Origin of the sequence: Streptomyces sp. NPDC004629 (assembly GCF_042873595.1) — a bacterium.
GTDB lineage: Bacteria > Actinomycetota > Actinomycetes > Streptomycetales > Streptomycetaceae > Streptomyces.
On record NZ_JBIALO010000004.1, the window covers coordinates 275,649 to 290,030 of the forward strand.

Consider the following 14,382-nt stretch of genomic DNA (forward strand, 5'->3'; position numbering starts at 1 on the left):
GTCGGCTGCCGACGAGGGCAAGTGCTGGTGCCGCCGGTCCCTCGTTCGGCTCTCCGGCGAGGGCCTGGCGATATATCCGACATGACAGTCATGGGAGCTGTTTGTGCGTTCAGTCATGCGTCGGCTGCGAGCCGGCCCTCTCTCAGACAGGAGACGTTGCATGCTGATGACCCGCTCCACTGCCGTCACCGCCGGCATCACCTACGCCTCGGCCGCCTCCGTTCCGGCCCAGGTGGCCCCCGCCCAGGCGCCCTTCGGCGGTTCCGGAAAGGGCAACGAGGGCAGAGGCAAGGGCTTCGAGGAGGAGGGCCTGATCCACATCAATGAGCGGCCGTACTCCGCCCACCCGGGTGGTTGAATCACCGTGGTCAGCGGCCTGGGCGCCAAGAGCCTGAACATCCGCAACGACACCCGCCGTACCGTCGAGGTCTTCCGCGGGGCGGTCTGCGACAACGGCGCTCCCATCGCCACGGTCGGGCCGCACAGCTCCAGCGACGGCGTGAACCCGCGGTCCAATGACGGCTTCTTCGACGAGGACGCAGTGGTGGGCAGCTTCCGGGTGGTCAAGGACCGTGACGGCAAGTTCTGAGCCGGCCGTCCGACGGGGATCCCGGCCCGCCGGAATCGGGCCGGGATCCCCTCCGGGCGGGGCCCGGACCCGACCATTGTGTGACAGCCCGCGCGTCGTGAGCATCCCGCCGGGCGGCGGCCCGCTCCCTGCACCGGCTCCCTGCACCGGCCGGCCCGCCGGGCGACTCCCGCCACGACGCCACCCGTTGACGCCCGTCGCCGCGCGACGGCCGCGGACGCCGCCCCGGCGCCCGGGCCGACCCGCACGGATGGGGACGGCGAGCCGGGCGCCGTGTCAAGAAAGGCGTCGAGGATCTTCGCGGAGCCGCCACCCGACTACGTCGCGATCGCGCTGTCCGACCAGATCGTGACGCGCTGCGGCACGGCCGACTACGCCAGCAAAGAGACCGGCGCGGTCCATCGCGACCTGCGCCGCGCCCTCAAGGCGAGCGCCATGAAGTTCCGCATACCGACGCCCGGACGAACGCGACGGCTTCCGCTCGGCAATCGAGTCCCGCGTGCGGCGCTACGACCTGATGGCGCTTGAGGCGCAAAGCCGGGTTCGCCTCGCGGAACCCGCTTCAGCTTCGGGGAGTTGGATGCACGTTCCGGCGCCGCTCCAGGGTCTGGGGCGAACGGTCATGTCATCGAGGAGCCCGTCAGGTCAGATTTTGATCACAGTGACGCGTCCGCCGCACAGCGCGGTGAGATCTTCCGGATCGGAGGTCAGGGCTGTGACCGGTCCGGGGGCGGCGAGGGCGGTGGCGCTGAGCATGGCGTCGATGGCGTACTTGTGGCCGTGCAGGCCGGCGTCGGCGAGGAGGGCGGCGGCGTGCCGGGCGATCGGCTCGGTGACGGGTTCCACGACGAGGCGGGAGAGGGTCCACTCCAGCGCGGGGCGGTTGATCCGGGGGTGGACGACCTCCACCAGAGTGGCCGCGGAGGTGATCACCCGCAGGTCGTCGGCGCGGGCCAGAGCAAGCCATCCAGTGACAGCGCGGTCCCGCAGGACGGCCTTGGCCAGGCCCTCGCTGTCCAGGACGAGGGTGCCGCCGGGTGCGGCGGGGGAGCGGGTCATGCGGCGCTCGTCCCGCCTCGCATCTGCTCGGTCTGCTGGCGGCGGGCCTGGTGGAGCTGGTCGCGCAGCGCCTGGACCTCCTCGTCCGTGACCGGGCCGTGCTCGGCTTCGGCGACCGCGATGATTTCGTTGAGGTTGTCGCGTTCGACCTGGCGGGCAACAGCTGCGGCGACGTAGGCAGACAGGCCGGACGGGCCGCTGCGGGCCTTGGCCGCTTCCGCGATGTCGCGAGGCATGGTGATCGAGTACTTGCCGGTAGGCTCACTCATGCTATCTATCCTACCGCTGATCCTCCCTTTGATCCCGGAACAGGCTCGCCTCGGATACGGGGCGGCGGATCGGGTGCCGGCCCGTCAGTGATCTTCCCCTGTAGGGGTCCCGTCCCTGTGCGACCCGGTGTGGGGGCCGCACGCCGGTCGGCAGGCTCTGTTCGCACCAGATCGTCTTGCCCCCGGGGTCTGCCGCGTTCCGCGCCGCTGGGTCAGCTGGGCGACCAGCAGCAGACCCGGCCGCCGGGGAGGCTACGGCGTACCTCGATGCCCGGTGCCGTCCGCGGCAGGACGAGCGTCGGGGCGCGACCGGGACCGGCTTCTCGTCCCGACCGCACCGCGGCCGGGACCCTGGTCATCGCGTGGTCTCGAACCTCATGTCCTGTCCCCTCATGTCCTGTCCGCGGGCTGTTGGCCGGCCTTGTCGACGACGGCGAGTTCCAGCTCGGCCCCGCTGGACAGCAGCGTCCCGGCCTTTCCGTACGAGGTGTCCTTGGTCAGATAGCTGCGCGAGCCGAGGAAGGAGAAGTCCTTCTCGTCGAAGACCCACTCGGTGCGGATGCCGTAGCGCGTGTCGTCGCGGGCGATGCCGAGGCCCCGGCGGCCGATCGCGTCGTGGGCCTGCGGGGCCGGGGTGACGCCGGGGATCTTCGCCGCGGCCCGGTAGAGGGCGGCGGCCGTACGGGGCGGCATCATCCCGCCGAGCAGGGACCCGATCTGCTCGAACACCGCCTGGTCACGTTCCCGGCCCTCGGCTTGCGGGGTCTTGGCGTACAGATAGGCCAGCAGCTTGTCGGGGTCGGTGGGCAGCGAGCTGAGCCAGCGGTAGGTGGGTCGGTTGATGCCGGCCGGGGTGCCGTCGGTGTCACCGAGTTCGGCGTTGATCGGCAGAGTCTCACCGTTCTCCCGGATCAGGCCCAGCTTGTGCAGCGGCCCCGGTTCCTGCGCGGACCACACCTCTCGGTCCTTCAGTGGGTCGAGGACGGCCTTCCCGCTGGTCAGGTCGGCCCCACGGGTCTTCTCCCGGGTATAGACGAACTGGTCGTCCCGCACGGGGGGCGTGGTGCGTTCCCCGGCGGCGGCGGAGATCCGGCCCAGGAGAGCCGCGGCGGGCCGCATGTCCGTGGCCGCACGGTGCGAGGCGGTGCCGGAGGGCTCCCGGCCGCCGCCGTTCAGGGCGATGCCCGCGGCCAGCGCGCAGGCCAGGGTCAGCGCGGTCGCCGGCGCCAGGATCGCGGGCCGCAGCAGTCGGCGGGCCGGGGGGCCGGCCGGGCGGGTACGGGTCGCCCGGGCTCGGTCGATGTGGTGCATCAGCAGTTCCTTGTGACGAAGGTGCTGCTCGCGCGGAAGGTCCCAGTCGGCCGGGGCCGGCAGCAGGCGGGCGATCTCTTCGCGGTCGCCGTTGCGCTCCGGGGAAGCGCTGGTGGTCCTGTCGTTCATGTGGGCTCCTCCCGTACGGGCAGGGCCGCGATCGCGGCCGCACTTGTCATCTCTCCGCGGGCGGCGGATGGTTCCCGGTCTTCTTCCGCGAGGTGGGCGAGCTTCTTGCGTGCACGCGAAAGGCGGGAACGTACGGTGCCGACGGCGATGCCCAGCGCTTCGGCCGTCTGCCGGTAGTCCAGGCCGGACCACACGCACAGGGCCAGTACCTCCCGTTCCTGGCGCCGCAGCCGCCCCAGGGCGGCATGCACGGCCAGCAGGCGCCGGGCGTCGTCGATGCGCCCGACCGTCCGGGGCGCGAAGTCCTCCTCCGCACGTGGCTGCGGCTGACGTGCCAGAAACAGCCGACGTCTGCGCTGTGCCCGGCGGGCGTTGTCCGCCTTGTGGGTGGCGATGCCCAGCAGCCAGGGCAGCAGGGAGCCGCCGTCCTCGCGCACCCGGGCCCGGGTCCGCCACGCGGCCAGGAACGTTTCGGACATGATCTCTTCGGCTGTCGACCAGTCGCCGGTCAACCGCAACCCGTGGTTGTACACGGCGCGGGCGAACTCCTCGTACAGCTGGGCGAACGCCTCGCGGTCCCCCTCGCGCACGCGGCGGCGCACATCGTTTTCTGAGTCCCTCACGACCACTTCTCTCCGCGACACCAGAGGAGTTCCTGTGGCCTGTGTCACGCACCGGCGTTCCGACAGGGCTCGACTGGACGAGAAGCCATGTCCCTCCCGGAGGGTACTGACCGTACGACCCCGTCGCCCCTCTGGGGGACAGTCCAGTCGTCGGTGTTCGTCGTCGTGTTCCTCCTCGCTCTCATCGTCTGGGCGGTCGCCCGGATGATCCGCGCCCGAGGGCGGACCCGGCTCCGGCCGGGCATGGCGCTGTCGTCGATCGAGTCCGCCGGCATACCCCGCCGCGGTGTGGTCATCAACGGCGCGGGCGCGTCGGCCCAGGCGGGCGGTCTCAACCGCGCGCAACAGATGGCAGGTCAGGCCGAGACCGTCTCTTCCCGGGCCGGTCGCCAGGTCTCGGAGTTGCCCCGGCGCCGGGCCCGCGCCACCAGCCCGTGCCGCGGTGCCAGGCACCAGGTCAGGGCGAACAGGGCGGTCAGGACGCAGACGATGGAGCCGCCGGCGGCGAGGTCGCAGGCGTACGAGACGTACAGCCCGGCCAGCGTGCGTGCCGCCGAGCAGGGAGGCCAGCAGGGTCATCGCCCACAGTCGTTCGGTGAGCATGCGTGCCGCGGCGGCCGGGGTGATCAGGAGGGACAGGACGAGGATGTTTCCGACCGCCTCCAGGGACATCACGATCGTGGCGGTCACCACCGTGTAGAGGATCATGTCGAGCCGCATGACGGGGAGTCCGGCGGCCCGGGCCGTCTCGCGGTCGAGGCTGACGGCGACCAGCTCCTTGCTCAGCAGCATGACGGTCACCAGGACCGCGCCGACGCACGCCGCCGTCCACACGTCCGCCGGGCCGACCGCGAGGACCTGCCCGAACAGGAACGAGGACAGGTCGGTGGACCAGCTGTCCTGCGTGGACACCAGCACGATCCCGAGCCCGAACGCGCAGGAGGAGAACACGCTGACGACCCCGCACACCAGGCCGGTGATCACGGCAACACCGAACGTCCGTTGCATGAAGGGAAGGTGCCAGGGGTCGGTGCGGAACTCCAGGACGCTCACGCGGCGGCTCCGATCGCGGTGTCCAGGCCGAAGGCGCGCAGCATCTGCTCGGGGTCGGCGAGCAGTTGGGGGCCTCCCTTGGCGACGACCGTGCGGTTGAGAAGGGCCACGCGTGTGCAGGTGCGGGCTGCGGCGGCGAGGTCGTGGGTGGTCATCAGCAGGCCCTTGCCGTCGGCGGTCAGGCGGCCGAAGAGGTCGTTGAGCAGCTCCTGTGTGGGCACGTCCACGCCGGTGAAGGCTCGTCCAGCAGCAGTAGTTGAGGCTCGCTCGCGAGCGCGCGGGCTACGAGCACGCGCTGGCGCTGCCCCCCGGACAGTTCCCCGATCGGGCGTCGGCGCAGGGCGGTGAGGTAGACCAGTTCCAGCGCCTCGTCGACGGCGGCCCGGTCGGCGGGCCGCGCCCGGCGCAGCCAGCCGATGGAGCGGGTACGGCCGGACAGCACCGCTCCCGAGATGTCGAGGGGAAGTCCCAGGCGAACTCGTGGCGTTGGGGCACGTATCCGACGAGGTGCCGGGCGCGGCCCAGGGGCAGGCCGTCGATCAGCACGTCGCCACCTGAGAGGGGGACCAGGCCGAGGACGGCGCGCAGGAGGGTGGTCTTGCCCGCGCCGTTGGGGCCCAGCAGGCCCAGCAGGTCGCCCCGGTGCACGGCCAGCCGGGTTTCCTGGACGGCGGGCCTGCCGCCCAGGACGACGCTCGCGTCCCGGGCCTGGAGAAGGGGCTCCACAGGGGTCACGCGTTGGTCCTCCCGGCCGTGCGGTCGACCAGTCGGGGTACGAAGTCCAGCTCGCCCTCGTCGAGGACGACGGCACCGACGGCGGCGCGGGCCGCCCCGCTGCCGCCGGCGACGACCAGCCCTGCCGCGCCCAACAGCACCGCGGTCGCCGCGGTGAGAGCAGCGGCCGTGAAGGCGCGTCTTCCGCGCGTCAGGGCTCCCATCACGAGCTGACGACGACGGTGTACGTCACGGTGGCGGACTCGGTGACGCCGCCGACCGCGCACACGGAAGGTCAGCTGGTAGGTGCCGGCCTCCTCGAAGGCCCAGTTGGCGTGGTTGTGCGTGCCGACGCCGAAGGTCTTCGACTTGAAGCCGGTGGTGACGGTGTTGCTGTCGTACCAGCGGGTGCCGGCGCCCTCGTAGACGCTGAAGTCGTCGGTGGCGGTCCGTAGCCCGGGTTGGCGACTCTGGCGGCGGCCGGCACGGACAGCGTCACGTCGGCCGGCTCGTACTCGGTGGCGTTCTCCTCGTCGTGGACGTGCAGGTGCAGGTCGGTGCCGTCCCACTCGGCGTCGACCACGTCGACGTGGCCGCTGCTGAGCGTGGTCGCGGCGAGAGCCGGGATGGCCGTGAGGCCGCCGAGCGCGACGGCCGCAGCGAGGGAACCCGAAAGGGTGAGAGCGCGGGTCAGGGGGCGGAAGGCCCGCGCGCCGTGCGGTCACGACTCTGTCGGTCCTGGGACCCGAGTCGTTCACTTCGGCAGGTGCGAAATACGGTGCGTGGGGAGGGGTCCAGCGGCGGATGCCAGGGCGCCGGGCGCTAATCGCCCTGACGGGTGAGGAGCTTGAGCCCGAGCTGGGGATCACCGGCGGGTCGCATGACGAGCCCGGCTTCGGAGGTCTCCTCGGCCAGCTCGCTCTCGCTCGCCACCCACCACCGGTAGTCGACCGTGACCTCCGACATCGGAAGACCGTCCCGCAGCACGCGGTAGTCCATCCGCCAGGTGACCTCGTCGTCGCCCGAGGGCTCCGCGCTCGCCCACCCCTCGTAGTGCAGTGCGCCCACGGTGGCCGAAGCCATCCGGGTGCGCGGAACGCGCTCCGGCCGCGTGGGCGGGCTGACGTTGACGATGAGGGCGCCCCCGGGCGCGAGCCGCTGTGCGGCGCTCGCCCACAGGGCCCGACGCTCGGCCGGCGGCAGGTGCCCCAGCATGTTCAGCGCGACGATCGCTCGCAGACCCTCCGGGAGGGCGGCGTGCGCGGCGTCCTCCGCCAGCACGGTGACCCGGCTGCGGAGTTCGGGGGCATCGTGGACACGGGCGAGGAGCACCGCGCGCATGGGGGCGGAGGGTTCGACCGCGATGACGGGCTCGTCGCCGGGCAGCGCGTCGCAGATGGCCGCGACCCCGCGGCCGGTACCGGCTCCGAGGTCCACCACCGGTCCGGCTTCCGCTTCCACCGCGTGGAGCAGTCCGGTCAGTGCCGGGGCGAGGGACTGCCAGGCCCCGGCCGTCAGCGGGTGCAGGTACTCGGCGGAGCGTTCGTACGGATCGAGCACGGTCACCCTCCGGGCCATAGATAAACACGATTGTCATTTTCGTCTGGAGTTGCAGAGAGTTCAAGGTCGAACGCGTCGCTCCTGGTGATGCAACTTCCTCAAGGGGCACTCATGGCCAACTCCCCCACACCGCTGACGGAGTTCACGGCCGGTGACCCGGCTCGAATCGGAGATCGTGCAAGCGGTTCGGGGCGGGCGTCAGTCCTTCAGTGCGGCGAGGACATGGCTGTCGCCGAACTGCCAGACAGGCGTGATGCGATGGAAGCCCGCTAGGCGCAGCAGCTCGGTGTGGCGGGCCAGTGTCAGGCCGTTGTCGTTGCCGCCGATGGTGCGGAGTTCCGACTGGCGCTGCTCGCGTTGGGTGAACAGGTCGGTCAGTTCCGGGTCGTGCGAGGCCGCATTCCACCAGGACTTCCAGTCCTCGTGGCGGCATGTGTGTGAGCGCTCGGCACGGCGTCTGCCGACGTGTGCGGTGAGGGCGGCGCAATAGGGGTCGGCCTGGGTGAAGTGGTCGCCGTTGATGAGGGCGCCGCCGGGGCGCAGGAGTGCGGCGAGCTGTTGGTAGGTGCGCAGCAGGGCCGGTTCGGGGAGGTAGTGGAGGGCTGTGGTGGAGACGGCCGCGTCGAGGGGGCGGTCCAGGCCGAGGGTGTCGGCCCATCCGTCGGCTCCGATCACGGTGTCCACATAGCGTGCGGCGCTCGCGTGGTGGGTGCGGCCGAGTTCCAGGAGCAGCGGGTCCATGTCGACGGCGACGATCTCTGCCTGCGGCAGTCTCGCGGCGAGCCTGGCGGCCAGGGAGCCGGGGCCGCAGCCCAGGTCGAGGATCAGCGGATGAGCGCGGTCGGCCGTCACGTGCTCGACGGCGTCGACGATCACAGTGAAGCGTTCTTCGCGGTCGGTGGCGTAGTGCTCCTGCTGGAGTTCCCAGCGCTCCACCCACAGCTTGGCTGCCCCCATGCTCACGCCCATCGGTTCGTGCGCCTCTTCCGTCTCTCACCCGTCAGTGCTGTTCGGCAATCTACAGGTGGAAACGGTTTCCACTAGCATTTTCAGTCCAGTGTCCCGAGGACGGACAGCAGACGGTCGACCTCCTCCGCCGTGTTGTACACGTGCAGGCTGACCCGCACCGAACCGTCCTGACGCTCCGCGCCGGCCTGGCACAGGCTGTCCGCGCGCACCATGAATCCATGGCTGAACAAGATGAAGCCGAGGTCGTCGGAGGGGATGTCGCGGTGCCGGAAGGTGACGATGCCGTGGCGCCGCTGCACGGGTGAGCCGGCTGCCAGGCTGGCCTGGCAGCCCAGGATCTCGTAGGAGGCCAGGTGGCGGAGCCGGTCGGTGAGCCGGGCTGTCAGGGCGGTGGTCCAGCGTGCGATCCGGTCCGTGCCCGCGGTGTCCAGCCAGTCGAGCGCGGCTTCGAGGGCGGCGATGCCGACGGTGTTGGGGGTGCCGTGCCAGCCGCCGGGCCGGAACTGCCGCCCGCGTGCGTTGCGGGCCCAGACGGCTCCGGAGCCGGGCAGGGCCAGCGCCTTGTGCCCGGAGAAGACCACGAAGTCCACGTCGAGTTCGGTCACGGACACGGGCAGATGACCGATGCTCTGGGCGGCGTCGAGACAGATCGGCACGTCGGGGCCGACTGCTTCCCGGATGCGGTGGACGTTCATGTCGCCGCCGTAGACGTGGTGGATATGCGTGGCGGCGACGAAGCGGGTACGCGGGCCGATCACCCCGGTCAGGGCCCGGTGGTCGTAGTCTCCGGAGGCCGTCTGGTACGGCAGGGCGCGCAGGCGCATGGTGATGCCACGCTGTTCCAGCAGCCGTTGGGTCTCCAGCCAGGGTTCCAGGTTCGCCTGGTGGTCGGCGAACGGGACGAGGATCTCGTCGCCTTCGGTCAGCTGGTCGGTGAGCCAGTCCCGGGCAACGGCTCGCAGCCCCTCCGTGGTGCCGCTGGTGAAATGGACGCCGGAGTGCTCGGGCGCGGGGTCGTCGAGGAAAGCCTTGACGTGCTGCCGGGTGCGTTCCACCATCGCCGTCGTCCGGTTGGCCCACGGGTAGGTCCCCCGCCCGGCGTTGGCGTTGGCCGTCGTCAGATACGCCTGCGCGGCGTCGAGGACGGTGCGCGGTTTCTGCGAGGTGGCCGCGCTGTCCAGATAGACCAGCTCCGGGTGGCCGGTGATGATGGGGTACTGCTCCCGTAGCTTTCGCTGCCAACCGGACAGCTCCTGCAGCTCATTGCTCAATCCCTCGTGGAACATGGGAGTCAGTCCCGGACCAGTGGGGCGCCCGCGTCCCGCCAGGCGACGATGCCGCCGGACAGACTGCGCACATCCGGGTGGCCCATGCGGGTCAGCAGCGCGGCGTAGCGGGCGGACTTCTCGCCGACCGGGCAGGCCAGCAGGACCGGCTGCCGTTTGCTGAACGGCAGGCCGCCCCGCACAAGTTCGTCGAACAGCTCGTCCACGATGTTGACCGATCCGTCGATGTGCAGTGCGGTATACGCCCGCGGTCCGCGCAGGTCGATCACCAGCGGCCGGGGCTGCCCGTCCGCGATCCAACGCAAGGCGTCGTCGGTGTTGACGACCTGAGCCTCCGCCTGCACCTCGGCGTCGGTGAGCGCTCTCGTCGAGTTCTTCCGGGGCGGCCGGCCCAGGAGTTCGGGGCGGCGCTGCCGTACGTAGCTCAGATAGCTTTCCGCCCGGTCGCAGACGATGAAGACCGCCGTCCGGCGGTCCGCCGTCCCCGACGCAGCCAACTGTGCGTCCATGGCACGCAGATGCCGTACCGCGCCGTGATAGGCGGCGCCGCCGGTAGGTCCGGCCAGCAGTCCGCAGCGGCGGATCAGGGTCAGCATGCCGTCAATGGCCTCGTCGGCGGTCACCGACTCCATCGTGTCGTACGTCGCCGGGTCGAAGAGGCCCACCTGGTGGACCTCGTCGATGGTGCGGATGCCGGGGATGAAGTCCGACTTGTGGGCGACCAGCCCGACCACCCGTACCCCGGGGTCCTGCTCGCGCAGCGCCCGGGCCACTCCGGTCGACGAACCGGCGGTGCCCACGCAGGCGATGAACCAGTCGGGTGCCCGGCCGTCCAGATCCTTGACGATCTCCGGTCCGGTGCCCGCCGCGTGCGCCTCGGTGTTACGCGGGTTGAAGTACTGATCGGTGTGCAGATAGGCGCTGCCGTCCCCAGCAAGGGCCTGGTGGAAGCGGGTCAGCGGGTCCTCGGTGTCGGTCGGGTCGAGGCACTCGCTCTGCCCCGGCAACTCCTCGATCTCCGCGCCCAGCAGCAGAAGCAGTTCCTTGATCTCCGGCACCCGCATCCGGTTGGTGACGCTCTTGAACCGCAGCCCGTGCATTCCCGCGAGCAGGGCCAGTGCCTTGGCGGTGTTGCCGCTCGACAGTTCCACGACTGTCGCTCCCCGCTCGGCCGCATCGGCGAGACCGGGGCGCGCCATGTTCCATGCGGCTCGGTCCTTGACCGAGCCGAAGGGGTTGAGCATCTCCAGCTTGGCGTACAGGTCGATGTGGCGCAGGCCGTGCACGGCCGGATCGATGCGTACCAGCGGCGTGTTGCCGATGGCCTCCGTGATGCTGTCGTACCTCATGAAACCGGTCCTCTCGGCCGTGTGTTCGGCCAGTACTCCTCGTCCGGACACCAGCGCCAGGAGTCCCCGTCGCGTTGGACGGCGACCGTGCGGGCGAGCGGCTGCCGCTGCGCCCGGTGGGCGTGGAAGTCCATGGCGTAACCCGCGGTGTTGGCGAACGCCAGCAGATCGCCGGTGCGCGGCAGCCGGGGCAGGAACACCTTCCGGCGTGTGATCAGATCGGCCTCCAGGCACAGGTTGCCGACCAGGTAGACCCCCACTGGCTCCCCGGCGCCCGCGTCTTCCGTCCCGGCCGTTCCGGTACGGGGGAGAAGGACGGGATCGACGAGAACGCCGTGCTCTTCCAGGCTCACGTCGCCGGCGTTCATGGCGAGGCGCACCAGGAGGTCACCGGAGTCCTGGCCTGTGCGGCGCACGTCGAGCACCCGCGCCAGCGAGAGCCCGCACTGGTCGACGAGCGCGCGGCCCGGTTCGCAGCACAGGTCGTAGAGGTGTTCCAGGAGGAGGGCGCCGAGTGGGCGGCCCGAGGAGGGGGCGGGATGGGAGAGGAGTTCGTCGAGATAGCCGGGGCCGGCCGTGGTCCGGTGGGCCGGATAGAGCGCCGGCGCCCCGCGCAGCGTGCCGCCTTCGTTGCGCAGGCCGTAGCCGTGTCCGCGCCAGGTCAGGGCAGGGCGGGTACCCAGCACCGCGCCCGCCAGCTCGGTGGTGTAGCGCGCCCACTGGCCGGCGTCCGCGAGATAGCCGACTCCGAAGCCGCCGCCGATGTCGATGACGCGCGGGTCCAGCCCGCGGGCGCGGCACTCGTCCATGACCGCGACGCACTGCTCCAACGCGGTCGCCTTCTCCACCAGGCCGCTCGTGTCCAGGTGGTAGGCGACACCGGTCAGCCGAACGGTGTCCTGGTGCCGTTCGACCGTGTCGAGCAGCGCGCTTACCTCCCGCAACGGCGTACCGAAGCGGCTGCGGCGAGAGAGCATCTTCACACCGGACGCACCAGGGCCGGTGGCCGTTTCGAACCCGGACAGCCGCAGCAGGACATCAGCCCGAGGTAAGGAGAACTTGCCTACCAGCTCTGCCAGTTGATCAAGCTCGCCAGGCGAGTCGATGTTCACGGTGACGCCGGTACGGGCGGCGAGCCACAGAAACTCCGGGTCCTTCGGGCCGGTGGCCATGATCCGGTCCGGGGTGACACCGCATCCCAGGACATGTTGCAGCTCGCCCAGCGAGGCGACGTCGACGCCGACCGTCGCGGTTTCGGCCGCCGACAGCCGGCGCACCAGGCAGCTGGACCGGTTCGCCTTGTGCGCGAAGTACACCCGGCCGGTGAGGTGATGCTTGCGGTAGACGCCGCTGAAGCGCTCGGCGTTCTCGGCGATCCGGTCGGGCAGCAGCACATTGAGCGGGGAGCCGAGCGCGTCGACGAGGGAGTGCAGTAAGGGCACTTGGTCCAGTAACGAGCTGAGCGGTGGTTCCAGTCGTGGTCGCAGATACAAGGGCACACGCACGACAGGCCCCTCCCCGTGCACCGGCGGTTGCGGTCCCGGCGGTCGAGCGACACCGCCGTGGGGCACCGGCAACCGATCAGACAATCGTTCGGGGATCATCATTTCCCATTACAACTGTCCTTAAGCCACGCTATGCCCGGCAGCTCCGCCACGGCATGGGGGGTGACGCGTGCCGATCGCCGGTCAGGCGGGTTGCGGGACTGTCCTGCCGGCTCCCCACCGTCGCGTGCGGTAGGTGCCGACGAGCCGGCAGGCGACGTAGATGGTGAAGGAGATCGTCGTGACGTAGGGGCTGATGGGGATGCTGCTGCCCAGGGCGAGCAGGATGCCGCCCTCGATCGACACCACGGCGAAGACCACACTGAGCAGCGGAAGCAGCACCGGCGAGGCGGTGATGCGGGCGGCGGCCGCGGCGGGGGTGACGAGGAGGGTGAGAACCAGCAGCGCGCCGACGACCTGCACCGACAGCGCGACCGCGAGACCGAGGACGATCATGAAGGCGACGGACACGGCCCGCACCGGCACGCCGCGGGCCTCGGCGACATCCGGGTCCGCGCTGGCGAAGGCCAGTGGCCGCCACAGAACGGCCAGTGCGACCATGATCAGCGCCGAGGTGCCGAGGAGCCAGTTCATCTGCGGGGTGTCGACGGCGACGATCTGACCCGTGAGCAGGCCGAACTTGTTGGCCGCCCTGCCCTTGTAGAGGGCGAGGAAGAGCACGCCGAGTCCCAGGCCGAACGGCATGAGGATGCCGATCACCGAGTTGCGGTCCCGGGCTCGCGCGCCCAGCACGCCGATCGTGCCGGCCGCGACGAGCGAACCGATGATCGAGCCCGCCACGACGTTCACCTCCAGCAGCAGCGCGGCAGACGCGCCCGCGAAGGACAGCTCGCTGATGCCGTGGACCGCGAAGGGCAGGTCGCGCATGATGACGAAGACCCCGACCAGGCCGCCGACGAGGCCGAGTGCGGCGCCGGCGATGAGGGAGTTGCGAACCAGCTCCAGGAGTTCGCTGTAGTTGTCGAAGCTGAAGATCTGGTGCCAGATTCCGTCGGCGAGCGTCATGGGCGGACTCCGTCGGTCTCGTGCGCCCCGGAGGCGTGGTGGTGGGGCGGTGCGGGTGCGATCGGCTCGTCGGGTACTCCGACGACCACGATCCGGCCGTGGACGTGTACGACGTCGACCTGTGTGCCGTACAAGTCCGACAGGGACGCGGAGGTCAGCACCTCCTCCGGTGTGCCGACACGGTGGCCGACCGGTGCCAGGTACAGCACCCGGTCCACCAAGTCGAGCACCGGGTTGATCTCGTGGGTCACGAAGACCACCGCCGTGTTGTGGGAGCGGCGCCGGGCGTCCACGAGTTCGGTGACCGCCCGCTGGTGGCGCAGGTCGAGGGAGAGCAGCGGCTCGTCGCACAGCAGGATCCGCGGATCGGCCGCCAGGGCCTGACCGATACGCACGCGCTGGCGTTCGCCGCCGGACAGCAGGCCGAGGGGGACGTCGGCGTAGGCCGTGGCCCCGACGGCTTCGAGGATCTCGTCCACCCGCCTGCGGGCGGCGCCCGGCCGCAGCCGCGGTCCGAAGCGGTGCCCGTCGATCCCGAACCGCACGAGGTCGCGGGCGCGCAGCATCGCGTGCGCGGACAGGGTGGCCTGCTGGGGGACGTAGCCGATGTGCCGGGCGGCCTCGCGGGGAGTTCGGCCGAGGACGGTCCGTGTTCCGGCGGACAGTGGCTGCCGGCCCAGCAGGGCCCGCACGAGGCTGGTCTTGCCCGAGCCGTTCGGGCCGAGCACGGCCAGGAACTCCCCGGGTCGTACATCGAGATCGAGGTCGTGCCACAGGACCCGCTCGCCGTACGACAGGGCGGCGCCACGCAGGCTGATCGGCGCCGCGGTGCCGGTGCCGGTGCCGCCGGTCTCGGCCCTGCCCTGGCGGGCCTGGGGCACGGAGGCCATGGCCGGCCGCC

18 protein-coding genes and 1 pseudogene are annotated in these 14,382 nt (G+C 70.9%); 3 read left to right on the forward strand and 16 right to left on the reverse strand.

Annotation, left to right across the window (positions count from 1 at the left end; genetic code table 11):
• Window positions 1-160: 160 nt before the first annotated feature.
• From ACFYTE_RS08350 to ACFYTE_RS08360, 3 genes are all read left to right on the forward strand, one after another.
• Window positions 161-358: a hypothetical protein gene (locus ACFYTE_RS08350; RefSeq protein WP_388706564.1), complete on the forward strand. Its 198-nt coding sequence runs from the start codon at window positions 161-163 to the stop codon at window positions 356-358.
• A 6-nt stretch (window positions 359-364) separates the two neighbouring features.
• A complete protein-coding gene (locus tag ACFYTE_RS08355) occupies window positions 365-589 on the forward strand; it encodes a hypothetical protein (RefSeq protein WP_388706567.1) in 225 nt (74 codons plus the stop codon).
• A gap of 273 nt (window positions 590-862) precedes the next feature.
• A complete protein-coding gene (locus ACFYTE_RS08360; RefSeq protein WP_388706570.1) occupies window positions 863-1,117 on the forward strand; it encodes a hypothetical protein in 255 nt (84 codons plus the stop codon).
• 117 nt (window positions 1,118-1,234) lie between these two features.
• Here the strand turns inward: ACFYTE_RS08360 and ACFYTE_RS08365 are convergent, their stop codons facing one another.
• From ACFYTE_RS08365 to ACFYTE_RS08440, 16 genes and pseudogenes are all read right to left on the reverse strand, one after another.
• Complete coding sequence (locus ACFYTE_RS08365; protein WP_388706573.1) at window positions 1,235-1,648, reverse strand: PIN domain-containing protein; 414 nt, start codon at window positions 1,646-1,648, stop codon at window positions 1,235-1,237.
• Window positions 1,645-1,917 (reverse strand): CopG family transcriptional regulator, encoded by a 273-nt coding sequence (locus ACFYTE_RS08370; RefSeq protein WP_388706576.1) that lies wholly within the window; start codon window positions 1,915-1,917, stop codon window positions 1,645-1,647. Before ACFYTE_RS08370 ends, ACFYTE_RS08365 begins: the two co-directional genes overlap by 4 nt.
• A gap of 390 nt (window positions 1,918-2,307) precedes the next feature.
• Window positions 2,308-3,357 carry a CU044_5270 family protein gene (locus ACFYTE_RS08375; protein WP_388706579.1) on the reverse strand — a complete coding sequence of 350 codons (1,050 nt, stop codon included), beginning with the start codon at window positions 3,355-3,357 and terminating at the stop codon, window positions 2,308-2,310.
• Window positions 3,354-3,959, reverse strand: coding sequence for an RNA polymerase sigma factor (locus tag ACFYTE_RS08380; protein ID WP_388706808.1), 606 nt, complete (start codon window positions 3,957-3,959; stop codon window positions 3,354-3,356). Before ACFYTE_RS08380 ends, ACFYTE_RS08375 begins: the two co-directional genes overlap by 4 nt.
• A gap of 579 nt (window positions 3,960-4,538) precedes the next feature.
• Window positions 4,539-4,988 (reverse strand): annotated as a pseudogene (locus tag ACFYTE_RS08385) (metal ABC transporter permease); the annotation flags it as partial.
• Window positions 4,989-5,029: 41 nt separating this feature from the next.
• Window positions 5,030-5,260, reverse strand: a complete 231-nt coding sequence (locus ACFYTE_RS08390) for a hypothetical protein (protein ID WP_388706825.1) — start codon at window positions 5,258-5,260, stop codon at window positions 5,030-5,032.
• Window positions 5,212-5,397 (reverse strand): ATP-binding cassette domain-containing protein, encoded by a 186-nt coding sequence (locus ACFYTE_RS08395; RefSeq protein WP_388706811.1) that lies wholly within the window; start codon window positions 5,395-5,397, stop codon window positions 5,212-5,214. The genes ACFYTE_RS08390 and ACFYTE_RS08395 overlap by 49 nt, the downstream gene beginning before the upstream one ends.
• Entirely contained in the window at window positions 5,316-5,768 is a 453-nt protein-coding gene (locus ACFYTE_RS08400) for an ATP-binding cassette domain-containing protein (RefSeq protein ID WP_388706581.1), read from the reverse strand. Before ACFYTE_RS08400 ends, ACFYTE_RS08395 begins: the two co-directional genes overlap by 82 nt.
• Window positions 5,765-6,316 (reverse strand): TIGR03769 domain-containing protein, encoded by a 552-nt coding sequence (locus ACFYTE_RS08405; RefSeq protein ID WP_388706584.1) that lies wholly within the window; start codon window positions 6,314-6,316, stop codon window positions 5,765-5,767. Before ACFYTE_RS08405 ends, ACFYTE_RS08400 begins: the two co-directional genes overlap by 4 nt.
• Before the next feature lie 253 nt (window positions 6,317-6,569).
• The gene (locus tag ACFYTE_RS08410) at window positions 6,570-7,313 is read right to left on the reverse strand and encodes a class I SAM-dependent methyltransferase (protein ID WP_388706587.1); all 744 of its coding nucleotides are present in this window, start codon (window positions 7,311-7,313) and stop codon (window positions 6,570-6,572) included.
• A gap of 192 nt (window positions 7,314-7,505) precedes the next feature.
• Window positions 7,506-8,276, reverse strand: coding sequence for a class I SAM-dependent methyltransferase (locus tag ACFYTE_RS08415; RefSeq protein ID WP_388706590.1), 771 nt, complete (start codon window positions 8,274-8,276; stop codon window positions 7,506-7,508).
• Between the two features lie 80 nt (window positions 8,277-8,356).
• Complete coding sequence (locus ACFYTE_RS08420; protein WP_388706593.1) at window positions 8,357-9,562, reverse strand: aminotransferase class V-fold PLP-dependent enzyme; 1,206 nt, start codon at window positions 9,560-9,562, stop codon at window positions 8,357-8,359.
• Window positions 9,563-9,567: 5 nt separating this feature from the next.
• Window positions 9,568-10,911 (reverse strand): pyridoxal-phosphate dependent enzyme, encoded by a 1,344-nt coding sequence (locus ACFYTE_RS08425; RefSeq protein ID WP_388706596.1) that lies wholly within the window; start codon window positions 10,909-10,911, stop codon window positions 9,568-9,570.
• The gene (locus tag ACFYTE_RS08430) at window positions 10,908-12,386 is read right to left on the reverse strand and encodes a Y4yA family PLP-dependent enzyme (RefSeq protein ID WP_388706814.1); all 1,479 of its coding nucleotides are present in this window, start codon (window positions 12,384-12,386) and stop codon (window positions 10,908-10,910) included. Before ACFYTE_RS08430 ends, ACFYTE_RS08425 begins: the two co-directional genes overlap by 4 nt.
• A gap of 213 nt (window positions 12,387-12,599) precedes the next feature.
• Window positions 12,600-13,481, reverse strand: coding sequence for a metal ABC transporter permease (locus ACFYTE_RS08435; RefSeq protein WP_388706599.1), 882 nt, complete (start codon window positions 13,479-13,481; stop codon window positions 12,600-12,602).
• A complete protein-coding gene (locus ACFYTE_RS08440; RefSeq protein WP_388706602.1) occupies window positions 13,478-14,371 on the reverse strand; it encodes a metal ABC transporter ATP-binding protein in 894 nt (297 codons plus the stop codon). The genes ACFYTE_RS08435 and ACFYTE_RS08440 overlap by 4 nt, the downstream gene beginning before the upstream one ends.
• Window positions 14,372-14,382: the final 11 nt, after the last annotated feature.